The sequence below is a fragment of the Streptomyces sp. BL1 genome, from assembly GCF_057628045.1.
Genome location: NZ_JBXYWZ010000002.1, coordinates 2,151,297 through 2,167,922 on the forward strand (window position 1 = coordinate 2,151,297; position 16,626 = coordinate 2,167,922).

Below are 16,626 nucleotides of genomic sequence, written 5' to 3' on the forward strand. Positions count from 1 at the left end.
TCCGTTACGCCGTCGTCGTCTTCGAGGCCCCCGGCGCCGGCGCGGCGTCCCGGGCGTCCTGGGGCAAGTCCGCTGCCGGGCCCGCCGTTTCGGGCAGGGCGCGCAGCCGGTGCAGCCAGCCGGTCGCGGCGGCCGAGAGCAGGCCGAAGACCAGGCAGCACGCCCAGGGCAGCCACGGCGCGCCCTGTGTGCCGCCGGCGTCCATGGCCCAGCCGACGAGGGTGTTGCCGCCTGCCGCGGCGACGCCGGACACGACGTAGAACACCCCGAAGTAGGTGCCGGTCAGTTCGGCGCGGCCGAAGTCGGGGATCATCTCCATCAGGAACGGCTGGGCGACCATGACGCCCACGTACAGCAGCAGCGCCCCGGTGAGCACGGGCAGCAGCGCGAGGACGGCGTCGGCGGTGCCGGACGGGCTGCCGGCGCCGGAGACGGCGAGCGGCGGCACGAACCCGAGCCCCATCAGTACGAGCCCGGCGACCACCCAACGGGGCCTGCTGCCGCGGTCCTTGAGGCCGCGGGTGAGCCGCAGTTGCAGCGTCAGATTGGCGACCGTGCCGACGAGGAAGACGAGCCCGGTGGCGCCGTCCCAGCCGGTCGCCTTCCGCGCACCGTCGGGCAGCAGCAGGTACAGCTGGTTCTGCAGGGTGAACATGCCGACCATGGCGAGCGAGAAGGCCAGGAAGCGCCGGTTGGCGAGGACTTCGCGCCAGTCGGACAGTACGCCGCCCTGTGCGGGCGGTACGTCGCGCGCGGGCAGCACCGCGGCCTGCGCGACGGTCAGCACGGCGAACAGTCCGGCCGCTGTGAGGGCCGAGGCACGGAAGTCGACGAGCAGCAGGGCGCTGCCGAGCAGCGGGCCGACGAGTGCCCCCGTCGTCGCGAACACGTTGAACAGGGCGAACGCTTCGGGCTTCCGGTCGCCCGCCTCCTGCGACAGGTAGGCCCGTACGGCCGGGTTGAACAGGGCACCGGCGAGTCCGCTGAGGACCGAGGCGGCCAGCAGGACGGCCAGCCCGTCGCCGAGCGCGAACAGGGCGAAGCCGACGGTCCGCAGGGCGCATCCCGCGATGATGACGCCGCGCGCTCCGAGCCGGTCGGCGGCCGAACCGCCGATCAGGAACAGGCCCTGCTGGCTGAGGTTCCGTACGCCCAGCACGATCCCGACGACCGCCGCGGACATCCCGAGGTCCTGCCCCATGTGGGTGGCGAGGTAGGGGATCAGCAGATAGAAGCCGGTGTTGACGCCGAGCTGGTTGATCAGCAACAGGCGTATCGCCAAAGGGAATCTGCGCATCTCACGCCACGTCTGCATTGCCCGGCCCCTCATCTATTCGGTTGTCGCCGACGGCAGTCCTGCCGGTCCCGGCGTCGTCAGTCCTGCCGGTCCCGGCGTCCGTCCTGTTGTCGGTCCTGTCGTCCGCCGGGCTGTCGGGTGCGGGCCGTACGCCGAGTCCCGCACGGTCGCTGACGCGGACTGCGCCGTCCGTCCCGCCGATGCCGTCCCACGGGTCGCGGGCGAGCAGCAGGTGCCCGTCCAGATCGGTCCAGCGGGCGCGGTCGGCGAGGTGCACGGCGGGCGCGATGCCGAGGGTGCTGGCGGTGAGGCAGCCGAGCATCAGCGCGGTGCCCGTGCCGGCCGTCAGTTCGGCGATGCGCAGCGCGGCGTGCACACCGCCGCACTTGGCGAGCTTCACGTTGACGCCGTGCACCCGTCCGGCGAGCCGCTGTACGTCCTCGTAGCTCACCGCGTCCTCGTCGGCGATGACGGGCAGCGGCGCTTCGGCCGCCAGCTGGGCCAGCCCCTCGGGGTCGCCCGGCGGTACGGGCTGCTCGACGGCCTCCACGCCGAGCGCGGCGAACCGGGGCAGCAGGCCGCGTGCCTGTTCCGCGGTCCAGGCTCCGTTCGGGTCGAGCAGCAGCCGGGCGTGGGGCGCCTGTTGGCGTACGGCGCGCGCCCGGGCCAGGTCGTCCTCCGGGTCGGCCGCGCCCGCCTTGACCTTGAGCACGGTGAAGCCGGCCCGGGCCAGACAGTGGGCCTGCACGGCGGCGTTCTCCGTGCTGGTGATGCCGATGGTGCGTGCCGTGTCGGCGACGGGCGGCGCGAAGGTGCCGAGCAGCTGGTGCACGGGAGCGCCCGCCCGTTTGCCGGCCAGGTCGAGCAGCGCGGACTCGACGGCCGCGGTGACGGCGGGCGGCACGTCGGGCCCCTGAACGGCCGTCAGTTCTCGTGCGCGCAGCGCCCCGAGGGCGCTCTCCGGGTCGCGGAAGCGCCGCAGCGCGTCGCCCGCGGTGGTCAGCATGCGGTTCAGTGCCGCCGCGTCGAGCCCGTAGTACGTACTGCTGACGGCCTCGCCGTGGCCGCGCAGTCCGCCGTGCGCGAGGGTGAACCAGACGGCGTCGCGGGCGGCCATCGTGGAGCGCGAGATGCGCAGCGGTTCGGTGAGGTGCAGCCGTACGGTGCGCAGTTGTGTCTGCATGACGGTCTTCATGACGGGGCCTCCCCCTGCCGTGCGGCCGGATCGAGCACTGTCGTGCAGCGGGTCCAGCCGGTGGCCTCCGCGGCCCACGGGTGCGGGATCTCGTGCGGTCGGGTGGCGGCGCTGTGCGGGTCGATGCCGTGCGTCGTGGTGAAGTCGTCGTCGTAGACGGTGCCGAGGTAGCGGTGCGGCCCGTCGGGGAAGACGGTGGCGACGACGGCGCCCGGGTGCGCGCCGGCCGCCCAGGCGGCGACGAGTGCCGCGGCTCCGGTGCTCCAGCCGCCGCTGACGAAGCTGCCGCGGGCGAGCCGCCGGCAGGCGCCGGTGGCCTCGGCGGGGCCGACCCAGTGCACTTCGTCGAACGCGTCGTAGGCGACGTTGCGCGGGTGGATGCTGCTGCCCAGGCCGCGCATCAGCCGGGGCCGCTGCGGCTGTCCGAAGATGGTCGACCCGGTGGCGTCCACGCCGATGAGCCGCAGCCGGGGCCAGCGGCGGCGCAGCGGCCCGGTGATGCCGGCGCTGTGTCCGCCGGTGCCGACGCTGCACACCAGGACGTCCAGATGGCCGAGTTCGCCGGTGAGTTCGTCGGCCAGTGAGCGGTAGCCGGCGGTGTTGTCGGGGTTGTTGTACTGGTCCGGCCAGTACGCGTCCGGCAGTCCCGCGAGCAGGGCGCGCAGCTTGTGCAGTCGTGCGGCCTGCCAGCCGCCGGTGCGCGCGGGCCGGTCGACGAGTTCGAGCTGAGCGCCGTGTGCGCGCAGCAACTGGCGCATGGACGGTTCGAGTTCGGTGTCGCCGACGAGGACGACGGGGTGACCGAGAGCCTGTCCGGCGAAGGCCAGGCCGATGCCGAGGGTGCCGGAGGTGGACTCCACCACCGGCGCTCCGGGCCGCAGTTCGCCCCGTTCACGGGCGCCGAGCAGCATCGACACGGCGGCCCGCGCCTTCATGCCGCCCGCCCCGAGGCCCTCCAGCTTCGCCCAGAAGCCGGGCTGCGGGTCCGGAAGGTCGACGCTGATGCGGGCCAGCGGCGTACGGCCGACGAGGTCGAGCAGATCGGGGTTGCCCGCGGTACGGCAGGACAGCCGGCCGGCCCTGGCGGCGGGCAGTACGGCGTCGGACGACGTGGTCGGTGTGGTGGCCGGGGAGGTCATCGGGCGCCCCCGTAGCGGTGGATGACGCCGGAGCCGCCGTCCAGCCAGAAGAACGGGTACGGCTCGGCGCACACCGCGCTCACACCGGCACCCAGCAGCCGGGGCAGTACGGCGCTGCCGGTCTGCGCGAACATCACCAGCGGGTTGCCGCTGCGCAGCGCGTACCGGCGCAGCGGTTCGAAGCTGCCGTTGCCGAGCGTCATGCCGGACGCCAGCACGGCGTCGCACTGTCCGGCCGCGGCGAGCGCGTCGGTGACGATGTCCTCGCCCCATTCGGTACGGCCGCCCTTCAGATCGCACGGCACGTACCGCAGGCCGCGCGAACGGAGCGCCTCCAGCAGCGAGTTGACGACGCCGACGACGAGGACGGTGCTGCCCTGCGGCACGTCGAGCAGATCGACGACAGCGCGGGCGCGCGCCTGTGACTTGTCCAGCGAACCGCCCGACGGCAACGGGAAGGGGTGTGCGCCGTTCTCGGGTGTGTGCGGCAGCACGTGCATCAGATAGGCGTCAAGAGCCGCGACCCGTACGGCGGCCAGCGGGTGGTCGAGCAGGGTGGCGACGGGCGCGCCCACACAGTCGTCGATGGCCGCGCCGGGCAGCGCGCCCGGCTCGGCGGCGCACGAGCCGACGGCGGCACCGAGGCGGAGGCTCAGCACCTCGTTGCGGTATCCGGTGCCCCGCCCGGAGTGCCGTACGGCCTGGGTGGTGGCGAACGCGACGCTGACGCGCAGCGCCGCGGGGTCGGGCCCGAACTCGCCGTCCCGCACGGCCTGTACGAGCGCGCCGTACGCCCGGGCCTGCGTCTGCGTCTGCGCCTGCGCCTGCGCCTGCGCCGAGGCTTCCGCGTGTGCCGCGGCGGGCGCCGCGCCGCTCATCGGGCGGCCACCCGGGGACACACGCCGGCGAGCAGCGACTCGGCGCGGTCCCGTGCGGCGCCGGGCTCCGGGTGGGCGGCCATGACGTGCCCCAGGTAGCCGTTGTTGCTGGCGGCGGCGCTGACCTGCTTGCCGGGTGCGGACAACTGGGCCTCCAGCACGCCGGATTGCCCGGTGAGCCCTTCGGCCCCGTCGAAGCCCTCCAGCACCCCGTCCGTGTCCGGCACCAGGAACCGGACCGCCGCACTGCCCGTACCGGTGTGCTGCGCGGTCAGCCGGGGTGTGCGCCCGAGGGTGACGTCCACGCAGGCGGCCGCGAGGTCGATTCCGGTGACGTGCCGGACGAGTTCGGTGATGCGGTTGCCCGCGGGCCGCGGGTTGACCTCCACGACGCGCGGCCCGTCGGCCGTCAGCTTCACCTCGGTGTGCGCGACGACCTGGTCGAGGCCGAGCCCGTCGAGGGCCGCGACCGCCGTGGACGCCGCCGCTTCCTCCTCGCCCGCCGCGAGGGCCGCGGGGAACATGTGGCCGGTCTCGATGAACGCCGGTGCCCCGCCGACGCTCTTGTCGGTGATCCCGACGACATGGTGCACGCCGCCGGACGAGACGGTCTCCACGCTGACTTCGGGACCGTCCAGCAGTTCCTCCAGCAGGACGGCGGGCGAACGTCGCTGCCCGCGCGCGTTGACGGGGAAACCGTCCAGGGCCCGGCACGCGGCGGCGAGTTCCTTCTCGTCGTCGACCCTCCGTACGTACATTCCGGCGCACAGGTCGACGGGCTTCAGCACCAGCGGGTAGCCGATCTCCCGCGCGGCCCCGGTGGCCGCGGGCAGTCCCTCGCACACGGCGAACCGCGGCCCGGGCACGCCGGCTTCGGCCAGCAGACGCCGCGTGTCGTCCTTGCGGCAGGCCGCGGCCACGGACTGTGCGGACGCACCGGGCAGTCCGAGGTGTCCGGCGATCCGCGCAACTGTGGGCAGGTAGTAGTCACATGAGGTGAGCACCCCGTCGAAACCGAGCACACGGTGCAGCCGCTCCACATACGGAAGCAGCGTGTCGGCGTCGTTCGTGTCCGCGGTGAGGATGTTGCGCGCGCCGAGCAGCGGGTGCGCGGCGCCCTCCGGCGCGTCCCGCAGATAGTGCTGCACGTCCCGGGTGAGGAACGTGAACTCGTGTCCCCCGTCCCCGATGGCGCGTGGCAGCAGCCTGCTCATCGCCCCGACCCAGCTCTCGACCATCAGCAGATGCCCCACGGTGCTCCCTCGCCATAGCCCTCGCGTGTTGACCCGGCACACACTATCGACAATGATTTTCATTTGTCATTTCCGTCGGCACTCTTCCCCGATTGCGAGACCCGTGTCACATCTCCGCGCCCGCGGGCGAACCCCCTTGCTGTGCCTGCTGCTTGCGGCCACGGCCACCGCCGGCACCGCCGCGCCGTCCCCCGCGAGCCCCGCTTCCGGGCCCGCTCCCCGCCCCGGTGAGGGGGCCCGGATCGACTTCGGCGGCTGCCCGCGCTCCGTGCCGGCCGCGCCCGAGGGCGAGCGCGTCGAGTGCGGAACGGTGCGCGTACCGCTGGACCGTTCGCGGCCCGGCGGACAGCACATATCCGTCGCCGTCTCCCGCATCCGGGCCTCCGGCACCCCGGAGGAGCGGCGCGGCGTCCTGCTGGTCAACCCCGGCGGCCCGGGCGGCACGGGGCTGGACTACGCGGTGACCAAGCGCGCCAAACTGCCGGAGCGGGTGCGGCGTTCGTACGACGTCGTCGGCTTCGACCCGCGCGGCACGGGACACAGCGCACCCGCCGACTGCGGGCACATGGGCGGACACTTCGACACCCCGGGCGCCGACCCGGTGCCGCGCGGCCGGGCCGCCGAACAGTCCTTCCTGCGCGCACAGCACGGCCTCGCCGACGACTGCGCGCACGGCATCGGCGCCGCACTGCCGCACCTGTCGACCACCGAGACCGCGCACGACATGGACGCGGTCCGCGCGGCACTCGGGGAGCGCAGAATCGGCTTCCTGGGCGTGAGTTACGGCAGCTACCTGGGCGCCGCCTACGCGGCGGCCTTCCCGCGGCACACCGGCCGGATGGTGCTCGACAGCGTGGTCGGCCCGTGGGACTGGCACGACTTCGACGTGCGGCAGGCCCGCTCACTGCTGCGGCAGCGCCAGGTGCTGTACGGCTGGCTGGCGGGCCACGAACGGCACTTCGGCCTCGGCGGAACGGCACGACAGGTACGCGCCTCGTACGACGAGGTGCGCGCACATCTGAAGCGGCACCCCGTGGACGGCTTCGGCGCGGCCGAGTTCGACCGCACCGTGTACGACGCGCTGGGCCGCACCGAGCGCTGGCAGCCGCTGGGCGAGGGCATGCGCGCCTATCTGGCCTCCGGCTCGGTGGCAGGACTGCGGCCCGAAGAACCCTTCGACAGTGCGGAGTCGAGGAACTTCGAGGCGGCGAACCGCGCCGTGAAGTGCGCCGACGGGCCGGCACCCGGCGCGGGGCGCGTTCTGCGGGACATCCGCGGGCTGCGGCACCTCGACCCGTCCCCGGTGCTGACGGGACTGGAGGCGGCGGCCTGCCCGTTCTGGGCGCACCGGCCGCAGGAGCGCACCCGTCTCGGCGGCCCGGAGGCCGCTCCTGCGCTGATGGTCTCCTCGGAGCACGATCCGGTCACCCCGGCGGCGGGAGCGCGCGCACTGCGGCGCGGACTGCCGGGCTCACGCCTGGTCACCCTCGAAAACGACTATTCCCACGGGGTGTTCGCCAGCCGCGGCGACTCCTGCGTGGACGGCGCGGTGGCCGCCTATCTGGTCGACGGGCGCATGCCGCGGCACGACGTACGGTGCGCGGGACCGGGTCTGCCGGGACTGAAGCAACCCGGCCCGGTACTGAAGTAACCCGGCGAGGTGGCCCGCGGTACGCGTCAGGCCGGCGCGTCCCGCGGGACGCTGTCCGTCACGCCGAGCTGAAGATGCTCGATGTGATACACGGCCTCGTCCAGCAACTGTGCGACGTGGTTGTCGTGCAGGCTGTAGACGATCCTGCGCCCCTGGCGCTCACTGCCGACCAGGCTCAGCGCCCGCAGCAGCCGCAGCTGGTGGGAGACGGCCGACTGCTCCATGCCGACGGCCTCGGCGAGCTCGGTGACCGGCAGCGGCCCCTCACGCAGCCGCGCCAGTATCAGCAGGCGCGACGGCGTGCCCAGCGCCTGCAGCGTGGCCGCCACCGACGCGGCGCCCTCCGCGTCCAGCTTGGCCGCCGGGGCGCCCTGACGTTCGACTCCGTGTCCCATGACAGGCATGGTACGGTCCCGGCGATACATGAAAACCTGTTCATTCGTTCATGTCGACCGGCCGCCGCCGTGCGGCCCGCCGCGCCCTGCCCCGCCGTCCGAGGTGTCCCTCCCATGCACGTGACCCGGATCCGTCAACTCCCCGAAGCCCGTTGGGCCGCGCTCGCCACCGCGGCCTTTCTGCTCGGCCTGGCGCTCGCCCTGTCCGGAGCGCCCGACTGGACCTCCTGGTGCGCCTACGCCGTGTGCTACGCCGCCGGCGGCTGGGAGCCGGCCCGCGAGGGACTGTCCGCACTCCGCGAGAAGACCCTCGACGTCGACCTGCTGATGGTCGTCGCCGCGCTCGGCGCCGCCGCCATCGGCCAGCCCCTCGAAGGCGCCCTGCTCATCGTCATCTTCGCGACCTCGGGCGCCCTGGAGGCCTTCGCCACCCAGCGCACCGCCGACTCCGTCCGCGGCCTGCTCGACCTCGCACCGCAGCGCGCCACCCGCATCACGCCGGACGGCGCCGAGGAGACCGTCGACACGGCGGACCTGCGTCCCGGCGACCGTGTGCTCGTGCGGCCCGGCGAACGGGTCGGCGCCGACGGCACGGTGACCGAAGGGTCCAGCGACGTCGACCAGGCGAGCATCACCGGCGAACCGCTGCCCGCTCCCCGTACCGCGGGCGACGAGGTGTTCGCCGGCACCCTCAACGGCAACGGCGCGCTGTACGTCCGCGTGGAGCGCGCCGCCGGCGAGTCCGTCATCGCGCGGATCGTCACCATGGTCGAGGAGGCCAGCCGCACCAAGGCGCCCGCACAACTGTTCATCGAGAAGATCGAACAGCGGTACGCGCTCGGCATGGTGGCCGCCACCCTCGCCGTCTTCCTCGTCCCGCTCGCCCTCGGCGACCCGCTGGACGCGGCGCTGCTGCGCGCCATGACCTTCATGATCGTCGCCTCTCCGTGCGCGGTCGTCCTCGCCACCATGCCGCCGCTGCTCGCCGCCATCGCCAACGCCGGACGGCACGGCGTCCTCGTCAAGTCGGCCGCCGTGATGGAACGCCTGGGCACCGTCACCCGCGTCGCCTTCGACAAGACCGGCACCCTCACCGAAGGGGCGCCCCTGCTCGCCGAGACGCATCCGCTGCCCGGCGAGGGCGCGCCCGATGCCGACCGGCTGCTCGCCCTCGCCGCCGCCGCCGAACGCGGCAGCGAACACCCCCTCGGCCGTGCCGTCGTCGCGGCCGCACAGGACCTCCCGGCCCTGCCCGTACGGGACTTCGAGGCCCGCCCCGGCCGGGGCGTGAGCGCATACGTCGACGGCGTACACATCGAAGTGGGCGCCCCCGCGCGGATGCCGGCGCTCATCTCCGCCGGTGCCGCACCGGACAGCGACGGCAGGACGGACGCGCTCGCCGCACTCCTCGCCCGTACCGAAGAGGCCGGTCTGACGACCGCCGTCGTCCTCGCCGACGGCGCACCCGTCGGCATCCTCGGCTTCGCCGACCGGCCGCGCCCGCACGCTCGCGGAGCCGTCGCCCGGCTGCGCGAACTCACGGGCAGCGCACCCCTCTTGCTCACCGGCGACCACCGGCACGCGGCGCAGCGTCTGGCCGACCAGACCGGCGTCGGCGAGGTGCGCGCGGGACTGCTGCCGGAGGACAAGGTCGAGGCCGTACGGGAGGCCGAGGCGGACGGCGCCCGTCTGCTGCTCGTCGGCGACGGCGTCAACGACGCCCCGGCGCTGGCCTCCGCGCACACCGGCCTCGCCATGGGGCGCACCGGCTCCGACCTCGCGCTGGAGAGCGCCGACGCCGTCCTCGTCCGCGACGAACTCGGCGCCGTCCCCGCGGTCGTGGCCCTGTCCCGCCGCGCCCGCCGGCTCGTCGTGCAGAACCTGGTCATCGCCGCCACCGCCATCGCGGTCCTCGTCGCCTGGGACCTGATCGGCACCCTGCCCCTTCCGCTGGGCGTCGCGGGGCACGAGGGGTCGACGATTCTGGTGGGGCTCAACGGGCTGCGGCTGCTGCGCAACGGCGCATGGGACGAAGGACGTTGACAGAAACAGCCCCGAACTCAAAGTTTGTGAACTGATTCACACCAGCCCCTTGGCCGTGCCTGCCCGAACGTGCTGAGATGCGCACACATCCGGCTCAAAGCTCGACGGCGCGCTTGGGGAGGAACTGTGGCGGAAACCGCCATGTCACGTTCGGTACGGCTGGATCATCCCGACTCCTCGCCACTGGACCGCGCAGTGTGGCGGCTCCGTTCCCGCGGCTGCTGGGACGACGCCGCCGCACTGCTGGAGCCCCACGCCAAGGGCGACCCGCCCACCGCACTGCGGCGCGCGGCACTCCTGGTGGAACGGTGCATGTTCACCGCGGACGGCTGGCCGGCGGCCGAGGACGCGCTGCGGGCCGCGGAAGCCGTCACCCACAACGACGACGAACGCGGCGCGGCAGCCTGTGAACGCGGCCAACTCGCGTACACCGCCACCGTTCTGGGCGTACGCGACCGCGCCGACGAGGCCCGCGCGGCACTGGGGCGCGCGGCGGCACTGCTGGCGCCCGCGGCGAGCGGACGCGCCCTGCTGGACTTCCGGCGCGGGCTGCTCGCCGAGCGGCTGAGCGACACCCCGCAGGCGGCCCGGGCCGCCTACCGCCGCGCCCACGCGGGCGCCACGGCACACGGCGACACCCTGCTGTGCTCGTTCACCTGGCGGCACCTGGCCGGTCTCGCCCTGCGCGACGGTGAACTGGCCGAAGCCCGGCACGGGTTCACGGAATCACTGCGGCTCCGGGAGGAGCTGGGCTTCCTGGTGGGCATGGCACCCGCGCTGGCCGCGCTCGCGGGCGTACAGCCCGAGCCCGAGGCATCGCGGCTGCGCGCCGAGGCGGGCCGGCTGTTCCGGCTGCTCGGCGGCATCCCGACCTGGCTGGCGGAGCAACTGCTGCCGGCCCAGGGCGGACCACCGGCAGATCCGGCGTAACGGACCGGAACGGAGCGGCAGTACGGGCCGCGCGGGCGAGGCGGGCGGTTCGGTGAGGCGCCGGACGAGACGGACCCCTCCGTACCCCTCCGTGGAACGCCGGCCGGGCGTACGGGCCGGTCCGTGGGGCGCCGGGCACCCCACGGACCCACCGGCGGTCAGCCGAACTGCCGCTCGATCTCGGCGAGTTTCTCCTCCAGGGAGTCCAGCCGGGGGCTGGCCGCGTTCGCCCCGGACTCGTCCTCGCCATCGGCGTCCTTCCCCCGCGCACCGCGCGCCGGGGAGGCCCCGTCGGAGTCGGCACCGGACTGCTGCCTGTCCGCCGTGGTGCGCCCCGTACCGCCCTCGTCGACGACGGCCTGCAGCGCGGGACGGGACCGCAGCGGCAACTGCTCGGTACCGCCGCCCGCTTCACCCGCCGGCGCGGGCACCGTGCCCGCCGGGGCGGCTCCGGCGGCCGTCCCGGAGGCGGCCGCGGGGGGCGGCAGTTCGGCCGCGATGTCCGCGCCTCCCCGCCCTCTGCCCCACAGCCTGTGCTGCCGGTTGAGCGCCTTCACACGGGCGCGGTCCAGCTTTTCCTGCTCCTTCCTGCGGATACGATCCTGCTCCTGCTGCCTCCGTTCGTCGCGCACCTCGTCGACCGCCTGGTCCAGCGTCCGCACACCTTCCAGCAGCATCAGCGACCACGCGCGGAAGGTCTCCCGCGGTGCCCGCACCCAGCGCACGACCCGGATCTGCGGCAACGGCCGCGGCACCAGGCCCTGTTCGCGCAGCGCCGCACGGCGGGTCTGCTTCAGCGCCCGGTCGAAGAGGATCGCCGCGGAGAGCGACATGCCGGCGAAGAACTGCGGCGCGCCCGCGTGGTCGATGCCCCGCGGCGCGTGCACCCAGTTGAACCACGCCGCGGCTCCCGCGAACGTCCACACCAGCAGCCGCGACCCGAGCGAGGCGTCACCGTGGCTGGCCTCCCGTACGGCGATCACGGCGGAGAACATCGCGGCCCCGTCGAGCCCGAACGGCACGAGGTACTCCCAGCCGCCGGAGAGCCGCAGGTTCTGCCGGCCGAAGCCGACCAGTCCGTGGAACGAGAGCGCGGCCGCGACAGCCGCACAGCAGAACAGCAGCAGATAGGCCGCCGTGGCGTACAACGTCTCCTTGCGGCGGCGCCGTTCCTCCAGCCGTTCCCAGGAATCCGCCGTCGCGCCGCCGTCGTCCGGCTTCTTGCGCGCATGCGCCATCACCGCGACGGCCGTCAGGGCACCGACGAGCAACACGGCGCTCGCCACCACCCAGTTCAGCGATATGTCCGTCAGTCTCATCGGGCTTGCCCCTGCTCGCGTCGGCGTTGCTGTCTGTCGCCGAGCATCTTGGCCCAGCGGCAGGACGCGTCAGGGAGTTTCGGCACAAGAGAACGCCAAAGGGCGGCAGTGCCCACGGACAGGTGGTTTCCGGGTCGAACGGACTAGCGGGCCGTGGCCATGCGCTCGACCCGTTCCGCGTCACATGTTCGAGGGCACGTCACGCACGTGTCCTCGGGCCGGAGCGTGTAGTACATGCAGCAGCTGGCCCGGTCGCGGGTCTGCAGCACCTCGCCCTGGGCGCCCGCCAGTTCGCGGAAGCCGGCACCGCGCGCGTAGGGCGCCGTGCCGCCCGGCAGCAGTGCGGCGGCCTCCCGCCTGGCACGCTGTTCCTCGCCGAGCAGCCGGCCGACGTACCAGACGCCCTCGGTGATCTCGTCCGACGCCATACCCCACAGGGCGCGCGTGCCGCGCCGCACACGAGGACGGAAACCCTCCAGCACGGGCGCCAGATGCTCCGCGACGGATTCGCGCACGCGTGCGCGCAGCGCCTCCTCGTCGGGTACGACGCGGGCGCCCGCACTGTGTTCCGCCGGGTCGCCGGGCAGACAGGCGAACTCGTCGATCCGTACGGACAGCCTGCCGAGGTCCCGGTGGTACGAGACGGCGTCCACGGGAATGCGGGGCACGCGCCGGTGCAGGAACCAGGGAACGGTCACCAGCAGGCACAGCGGAAACGCGTACCGGTGGAGCGCGAAACTGGCGACGACGTCGGGGCGGCCCTGCTGCCCGTAGTCGCGGCGGATCTGCGCCTCGTCCCAGGCGACGAAGTCCTCGGCCTCCGGGCCGCCGGCCGCGAGCTGCGCGGCCGTCACCCAGCCCTCACCGGTCTGCGGCGCTGTGTTCTCGACCACCTGAAGCGTCGGAAAGACCTCGGTGAGACGGTCGTAGGCGGCAGTGAGCGGCGAAGCGGAACCGGGCACGGAAGCGGTGCCGTGAGGTACGGCAAGGGCTGGCACGGCCATGGCAGGACCACCGATTCGACGATCGTCAACAGGTAAGGCTTACCTTACCTGAAAAGATCGAGGTTTGAACTCGAGCCACGCCCGCCTATGGTTCTCAACGTTCTCATTCGACACGTGGAGGGGACAGATGGAACAGACCCGAGCGGAGACCCCCATACGGGCGGATCAAGCAGCGCTCCGGCCCCGCGTCCCCACCCAGACCCGCCCGGCGGCACGGGGCGGCGACGACGGTGCGGCACGGGGCGAGCACGTGCACAGCGAGCCCGCGGCGCCGCCGGCCCCCGTCGTACCGCCCGAGCCCGCGGGGCCCGGCATATCACCCGTTCCGGCGCCGGCCCCTGCTCCGGCCGGGGGAACGGGCCCGGCCGCCGGGCCGAAACTGCCGCGCCGGCACTCCGTACGGGGGCAGATCCTCGCCGCCCTCCGCGACGCGCTGCTCAGCGGCGAGCTCGCCCCCGGCGAGGTGCACTCCGCACCCGCGCTGGCCGAACGGTTCGGCGTGTCGCCGACGCCCGTACGGGAGGCCATGCAGCAGCTGGCGAGCGAGGGCGCGGTCGAGACGGTGCCCAACCGCGGCTTCCGCGTCGCCGAGTGCGGGGCGCGCGAGCTCGCCGAACTCGCCGAGGTCCGCGCCCTGTTGGAGGTGCCGTCGGTGCTGGCTGCCGCCCGTACCGCGCCGCCCGAACGCTGGGAGGCGCTGCGGCCGCTCGCCGAGGAGACGCTGACCGCCGCGACCGGCGGCGACCGCGCGGCCTACGCGGCAGCGGACCGCGCCTTCCACCGCGGAGTGCTGGAAGTGACGGGCAACCGGCGGCTCGTCGAGATCGTCGACCACATCCAGTGCCGTACGCAGCGCCGCCCCGCGCCGGTGCCCGGTACGCGGGCGGCCGCCGCGCTGCTCGGCGAGGCGTCCGAACACGTGGCGCTGCTCGACGCGTTGGCCTCCCGCGACCTGGCCGCGGCGGAACGCCTCATGCGGGAGCACGCCTCCGCGGTGTGAGCGGGAGCCCTGCGGGGGCCTGCTCGTTGCGGATGCCGGCTGTCCGTCGGTGGTTGAACTCTGCCTGCCAGTCGGTGATTTCCGTCAGCCGGTGATTTCTGTCAGCTCTCCCAGACGGCGACGGCGGTGCGGTCGTCGGCGTACCCGCGGACGCGGAGCTGTACGTCGCTGAGGAAGGCGGCGAGCCCTGGCGGCCCGGACCGGCCGGCCCAGCGCGCGGCCAGCTCGTCCGCCAACCCGCTCCCGCCGCGCAGCGGTTCGGCCAGACCCGTACTGCACAGCAGCAGCGTGTCGCCCTTCTGCGCGACGCTCGCCCGGAACCGGAACGGCCGGGGCCCCGGTCCCGCGGGCGCGAAGCCGGGCGGCAGGGGCTCCTCGGGAACGGACGGGCCGAGCTGCATCGTGGCACGCGGGTCGGGCGGGGGTCCGCCGGCGTCGTCGCCGTGGGACTCGGCGCCGGGGTCCGTGCCGGAGTCGGCGGCGAGGTCCGTGACGGTTCCGCCGCCGCCCGGCTCCGTACCGGCGGTCAGCGGCTCGGCGCCGTAACTCAGCACGGGCCCGCCGGCGGGCTGCGCGTCGGGCACTGCCGGCTCGATGTCCTGCCACTCCCCCTCACGCAGCCGGAACAGTCCGCCCGGGCCGACGCCGAAATACACGCGCGTCGCGCAGTGCGGGTCGGCGGGCAGCAGCAGACAGCGCAGATCCGCCGTGAACTCGTCGGGCCCCAGGCCGAGCGCGGCGGCCTGTGCGCGGAGCTTGCCGTAGGCGCGGTCGGTGAGGCGGTTGAGGCCGGACTTGAGCGCGCCCCTGCGGCCGTCGCGGATGTCCTCGGCGAGCCGGGCGTGACTGCGGCCGACGGCCCCGCCGATCGTCTGGCAGATCTCCCGTGCGGCGCGGTGCGACTCCGCGGTGCCGCGGGGGCCGGTCGCCACGGCCACGAGCAGCAGCGCCTCGTCGCCCTCCCCGAACCGCGCGGTCAGCAGCGTCTCCTGGCGGAGCGCCGCCCGGTGCCGGGCCGCGTCCCCGCGCAGCGAGGCGGCGCGCAGCGTGAGCGTCCCGTACTGCGCCCCGTCCAGCACGGTGTCCGGCACGAGCTCCCCGAGCGCGGCGGGATCGGCCAGCGGCAAAGCGGCGGGCTCCGGATCGTACGAGGGCGGCACGCCCCCCACATGCGCCACGTCCCCGACGGGCTCACGAGCCCCGGACTCGGAGCCCTCCTCCGGCAATGTGCCGATCCGCATCGTCGCCGCGGGCTCCGGATCCGGTGCGGGCTCCGCGGCGTACGGCGCCTCGGGGGCGGACTCGCCCGGCCGGGAAGCAGGCACCTCGGAGGCCGGGCCGGACGGCGGGGAGAGCTCAGCGGCGGGCTCCGTGGTGGACGGCACGTCGGGCTCGGGGGCGGGGTCGTGGGGACCGCCCGCTGCGGGCGCCGCCTGCCCGGGCACGGAGCCGCCCTCCGGCAACGTCCCGAACCGCATCGTCGACGCGGGCTCCGCCTCGAAATCCCGCTCCGGCGCGGGCTCGGGCGTCGGCCCGGCGCTTTCCGGTGAGGGCGCCTCGGCCGGTTCCGGTCCGGTGGGAGCGGGCTCGTCCCGGGATTCGGCGCCTGGCGACATGTTGCCGGCCGACTCGGGGGCGGGACCGAAGCCCGGCTCCTGCGCGGGCCGGGCCCAGAACTCGGCGTCCGCCGCCGGCTCCCCGGACGGCCACCCTTCGCCCTCCTGACCGGAACCGGTCATCGAGGCGGGCGGAGCCTCGGGCTCGGGCTCCGGGACAGAGCCGTCCTCCGGCAACGTGCCGAACCGCATCGTCGCCGCGGGCTCCGCCTCGAACTCCGGCTCCGGCGCGGGCCGGGCCCAGAACTCGGTGTCCGTCACCGGCTCCTCGGGCGGGCGCCCCCCGCCCTCGCCGCCGGAACCGGCAGGCACGCCGGGAAGCCGCTCGCCCTCCTGGCCGGAACCGGGCAGCGGGGCCGGCTCCGAGGCGTACGGCACCTCGGGAACGGATTCGGGCGTTGCCCCCGCGCCTTCCGGCGAAGCCGGTTCGGGGGCCGGGCCGGCGGGAGGGGGCTCGGCGTCCGGCGCCGGCTCTTCGGGCGGCACGGGCGGGCGCCCTGCGTCGTCTCCGGGGCCGGCCGGCCGCGAGGCCGCCGCGTCGTCGGGGAGCGCGCCGAGTCGCATCGTCGGCTCCGGGTCGCCCCCCGCGTCGGGGCCCGCGTCGGGGGCCGGCTCGTCGGACGGCTCGGGGGTGCGTGGGGAGGGGAGGACGGGGGCCGTGTCGGGCCCCACGGTGTGCGTGACCGAGGCGAAGCGGTCGTCGAGCGTGTCACTCGCCCGGGTACGCCCCGTGTCCGGTGCCTCCGGGTCGTACAACTCGCTCCACCAGTCGTCCTGTTCGCCCTGCTGGCTCATGCCCATATTGTCCACAGTGCGACGTTCCGGGGAAGCCCGTTCGAGAAGATCGGACCGGTTCCTTCCTTCACGCCCGACCCGCTCGGCCTCACTCAGCGTGAGGAACGCGGC

13 protein-coding genes are annotated in these 16,626 nt (G+C 74.4%); 4 read left to right on the forward strand and 9 right to left on the reverse strand.

Annotated elements, in window-relative coordinates; all coding sequences use genetic code 11:
• Positions 1–4: 4 nt before the first annotated feature.
• The 5 genes from AC3AGO_RS09630 to AC3AGO_RS09650 are packed head-to-tail and all read right to left on the reverse strand — an operon-like array spanning position 5 to position 5,762.
• Positions 5–1,315 carry an MFS transporter gene (locus tag AC3AGO_RS09630; RefSeq protein ID WP_487819731.1) on the reverse strand — a complete coding sequence of 437 codons (1,311 nt, stop codon included), beginning with the start codon at positions 1,313–1,315 and terminating at the stop codon, positions 5–7.
• On the reverse strand, positions 1,299–2,480 hold the full coding sequence (locus tag AC3AGO_RS09635; RefSeq protein WP_487824593.1) for a dipeptide epimerase: 1,182 nt from the start codon (positions 2,478–2,480) through the stop codon (positions 1,299–1,301). The genes AC3AGO_RS09630 and AC3AGO_RS09635 overlap by 17 nt, the downstream gene beginning before the upstream one ends.
• Positions 2,481–2,488: 8 nt before the next feature.
• Positions 2,489–3,631: a PLP-dependent cysteine synthase family protein gene (locus AC3AGO_RS09640; RefSeq protein WP_487819732.1), complete on the reverse strand. Its 1,143-nt coding sequence runs from the start codon at positions 3,629–3,631 to the stop codon at positions 2,489–2,491.
• Complete coding sequence (locus tag AC3AGO_RS09645; RefSeq protein ID WP_487819733.1) at positions 3,628–4,509, reverse strand: Rossmann-like domain-containing protein; 882 nt, start codon at positions 4,507–4,509, stop codon at positions 3,628–3,630. Before AC3AGO_RS09645 ends, AC3AGO_RS09640 begins: the two co-directional genes overlap by 4 nt.
• Entirely contained in the window at positions 4,506–5,762 is a 1,257-nt protein-coding gene (locus AC3AGO_RS09650; RefSeq protein ID WP_487819734.1) for an ATP-grasp domain-containing protein, read from the reverse strand. The genes AC3AGO_RS09645 and AC3AGO_RS09650 overlap by 4 nt, the downstream gene beginning before the upstream one ends.
• 103 nt (positions 5,763–5,865) lie before the next feature.
• Here AC3AGO_RS09650 and AC3AGO_RS09655 point away from each other — a divergent pair, with 103 nt between their 5' ends.
• A complete protein-coding gene (locus AC3AGO_RS09655) occupies positions 5,866–7,413 on the forward strand; it encodes an alpha/beta hydrolase (protein WP_487819735.1) in 1,548 nt (515 codons plus the stop codon).
• 26 nt (positions 7,414–7,439) lie between these two features.
• On the opposite strand, the gene AC3AGO_RS09660 is transcribed toward AC3AGO_RS09655, so the two are convergent.
• Entirely contained in the window at positions 7,440–7,808 is a 369-nt protein-coding gene (locus AC3AGO_RS09660) for an ArsR/SmtB family transcription factor (RefSeq protein WP_487819736.1), read from the reverse strand.
• 114 nt (positions 7,809–7,922) lie between these two features.
• Between AC3AGO_RS09660 and AC3AGO_RS09665 the strand changes: the two genes are divergently transcribed.
• Positions 7,923–9,851 (forward strand): heavy metal translocating P-type ATPase, encoded by a 1,929-nt coding sequence (locus AC3AGO_RS09665; RefSeq protein WP_487819737.1) that lies wholly within the window; start codon positions 7,923–7,925, stop codon positions 9,849–9,851.
• Between the two features lie 141 nt (positions 9,852–9,992).
• A complete protein-coding gene (locus tag AC3AGO_RS09670) occupies positions 9,993–10,781 on the forward strand; it encodes a hypothetical protein (RefSeq protein WP_487819738.1) in 789 nt (262 codons plus the stop codon).
• A 158-nt stretch (positions 10,782–10,939) separates the two neighbouring features.
• Here the strand turns inward: AC3AGO_RS09670 and AC3AGO_RS09675 are convergent, their stop codons facing one another.
• Both AC3AGO_RS09675 and AC3AGO_RS09680 read right to left on the reverse strand, forming a co-directional pair.
• Complete coding sequence (locus AC3AGO_RS09675; RefSeq protein WP_487819739.1) at positions 10,940–12,100, reverse strand: DUF2637 domain-containing protein; 1,161 nt, start codon at positions 12,098–12,100, stop codon at positions 10,940–10,942.
• 143 nt (positions 12,101–12,243) lie between these two features.
• Positions 12,244–13,104: a (2Fe-2S)-binding protein gene (locus AC3AGO_RS09680; RefSeq protein ID WP_487819740.1), complete on the reverse strand. Its 861-nt coding sequence runs from the start codon at positions 13,102–13,104 to the stop codon at positions 12,244–12,246.
• A gap of 127 nt (positions 13,105–13,231) precedes the next feature.
• Here AC3AGO_RS09680 and AC3AGO_RS09685 point away from each other — a divergent pair, with 127 nt between their 5' ends.
• Positions 13,232–14,104, forward strand: coding sequence for a GntR family transcriptional regulator (locus AC3AGO_RS09685; protein ID WP_487819741.1), 873 nt, complete (start codon positions 13,232–13,234; stop codon positions 14,102–14,104).
• 101 nt (positions 14,105–14,205) lie between these two features.
• Here AC3AGO_RS09685 and AC3AGO_RS09690 read toward each other — a convergent pair whose 3' ends face one another.
• On the reverse strand, positions 14,206–16,515 hold the full coding sequence (locus AC3AGO_RS09690) for a protein phosphatase 2C domain-containing protein (protein WP_487819742.1): 2,310 nt from the start codon (positions 16,513–16,515) through the stop codon (positions 14,206–14,208).
• Positions 16,516–16,626 lie beyond the last annotated feature (111 nt).

Bases quoted from the DNA above. Each gene is read 5' to 3' on its own strand.
- AC3AGO_RS09630 (WP_487819731.1), bottom strand. From the start codon at position 1,315: ATGCAGACGTGGCGTGAGATGCGCAGATTCCCTTTGGCGATACGCCTG.
- AC3AGO_RS09635 (WP_487824593.1), bottom strand. From the start codon at position 2,480: ATGCAGACACAACTGCGCACCGTACGGCTGCACCTCACCGAACCGCTG.
- AC3AGO_RS09640 (WP_487819732.1), bottom strand. From the start codon at position 3,631: ATGACCTCCCCGGCCACCACACCGACCACGTCGTCCGACGCCGTACTG.
- AC3AGO_RS09645 (WP_487819733.1), bottom strand. From the start codon at position 4,509: ATGAGCGGCGCGGCGCCCGCCGCGGCACACGCGGAAGCCTCGGCGCAG.
- AC3AGO_RS09660 (WP_487819736.1), bottom strand. From the start codon at position 7,808: ATGGGACACGGAGTCGAACGTCAGGGCGCCCCGGCGGCCAAGCTGGAC.
- AC3AGO_RS09665 (WP_487819737.1), top strand. From the start codon at position 7,923: ATGCACGTGACCCGGATCCGTCAACTCCCCGAAGCCCGTTGGGCCGCG.
- AC3AGO_RS09670 (WP_487819738.1), top strand. From the start codon at position 9,993: ATGTCACGTTCGGTACGGCTGGATCATCCCGACTCCTCGCCACTGGAC.
- AC3AGO_RS09675 (WP_487819739.1), bottom strand. From the start codon at position 12,100: ATGAGACTGACGGACATATCGCTGAACTGGGTGGTGGCGAGCGCCGTG.
- AC3AGO_RS09680 (WP_487819740.1), bottom strand. From the start codon at position 13,104: ATGGCCGTGCCAGCCCTTGCCGTACCTCACGGCACCGCTTCCGTGCCC.
- AC3AGO_RS09685 (WP_487819741.1), top strand. From the start codon at position 13,232: ATGGAACAGACCCGAGCGGAGACCCCCATACGGGCGGATCAAGCAGCG.
- AC3AGO_RS09690 (WP_487819742.1), bottom strand. From the start codon at position 16,515: ATGAGCCAGCAGGGCGAACAGGACGACTGGTGGAGCGAGTTGTACGAC.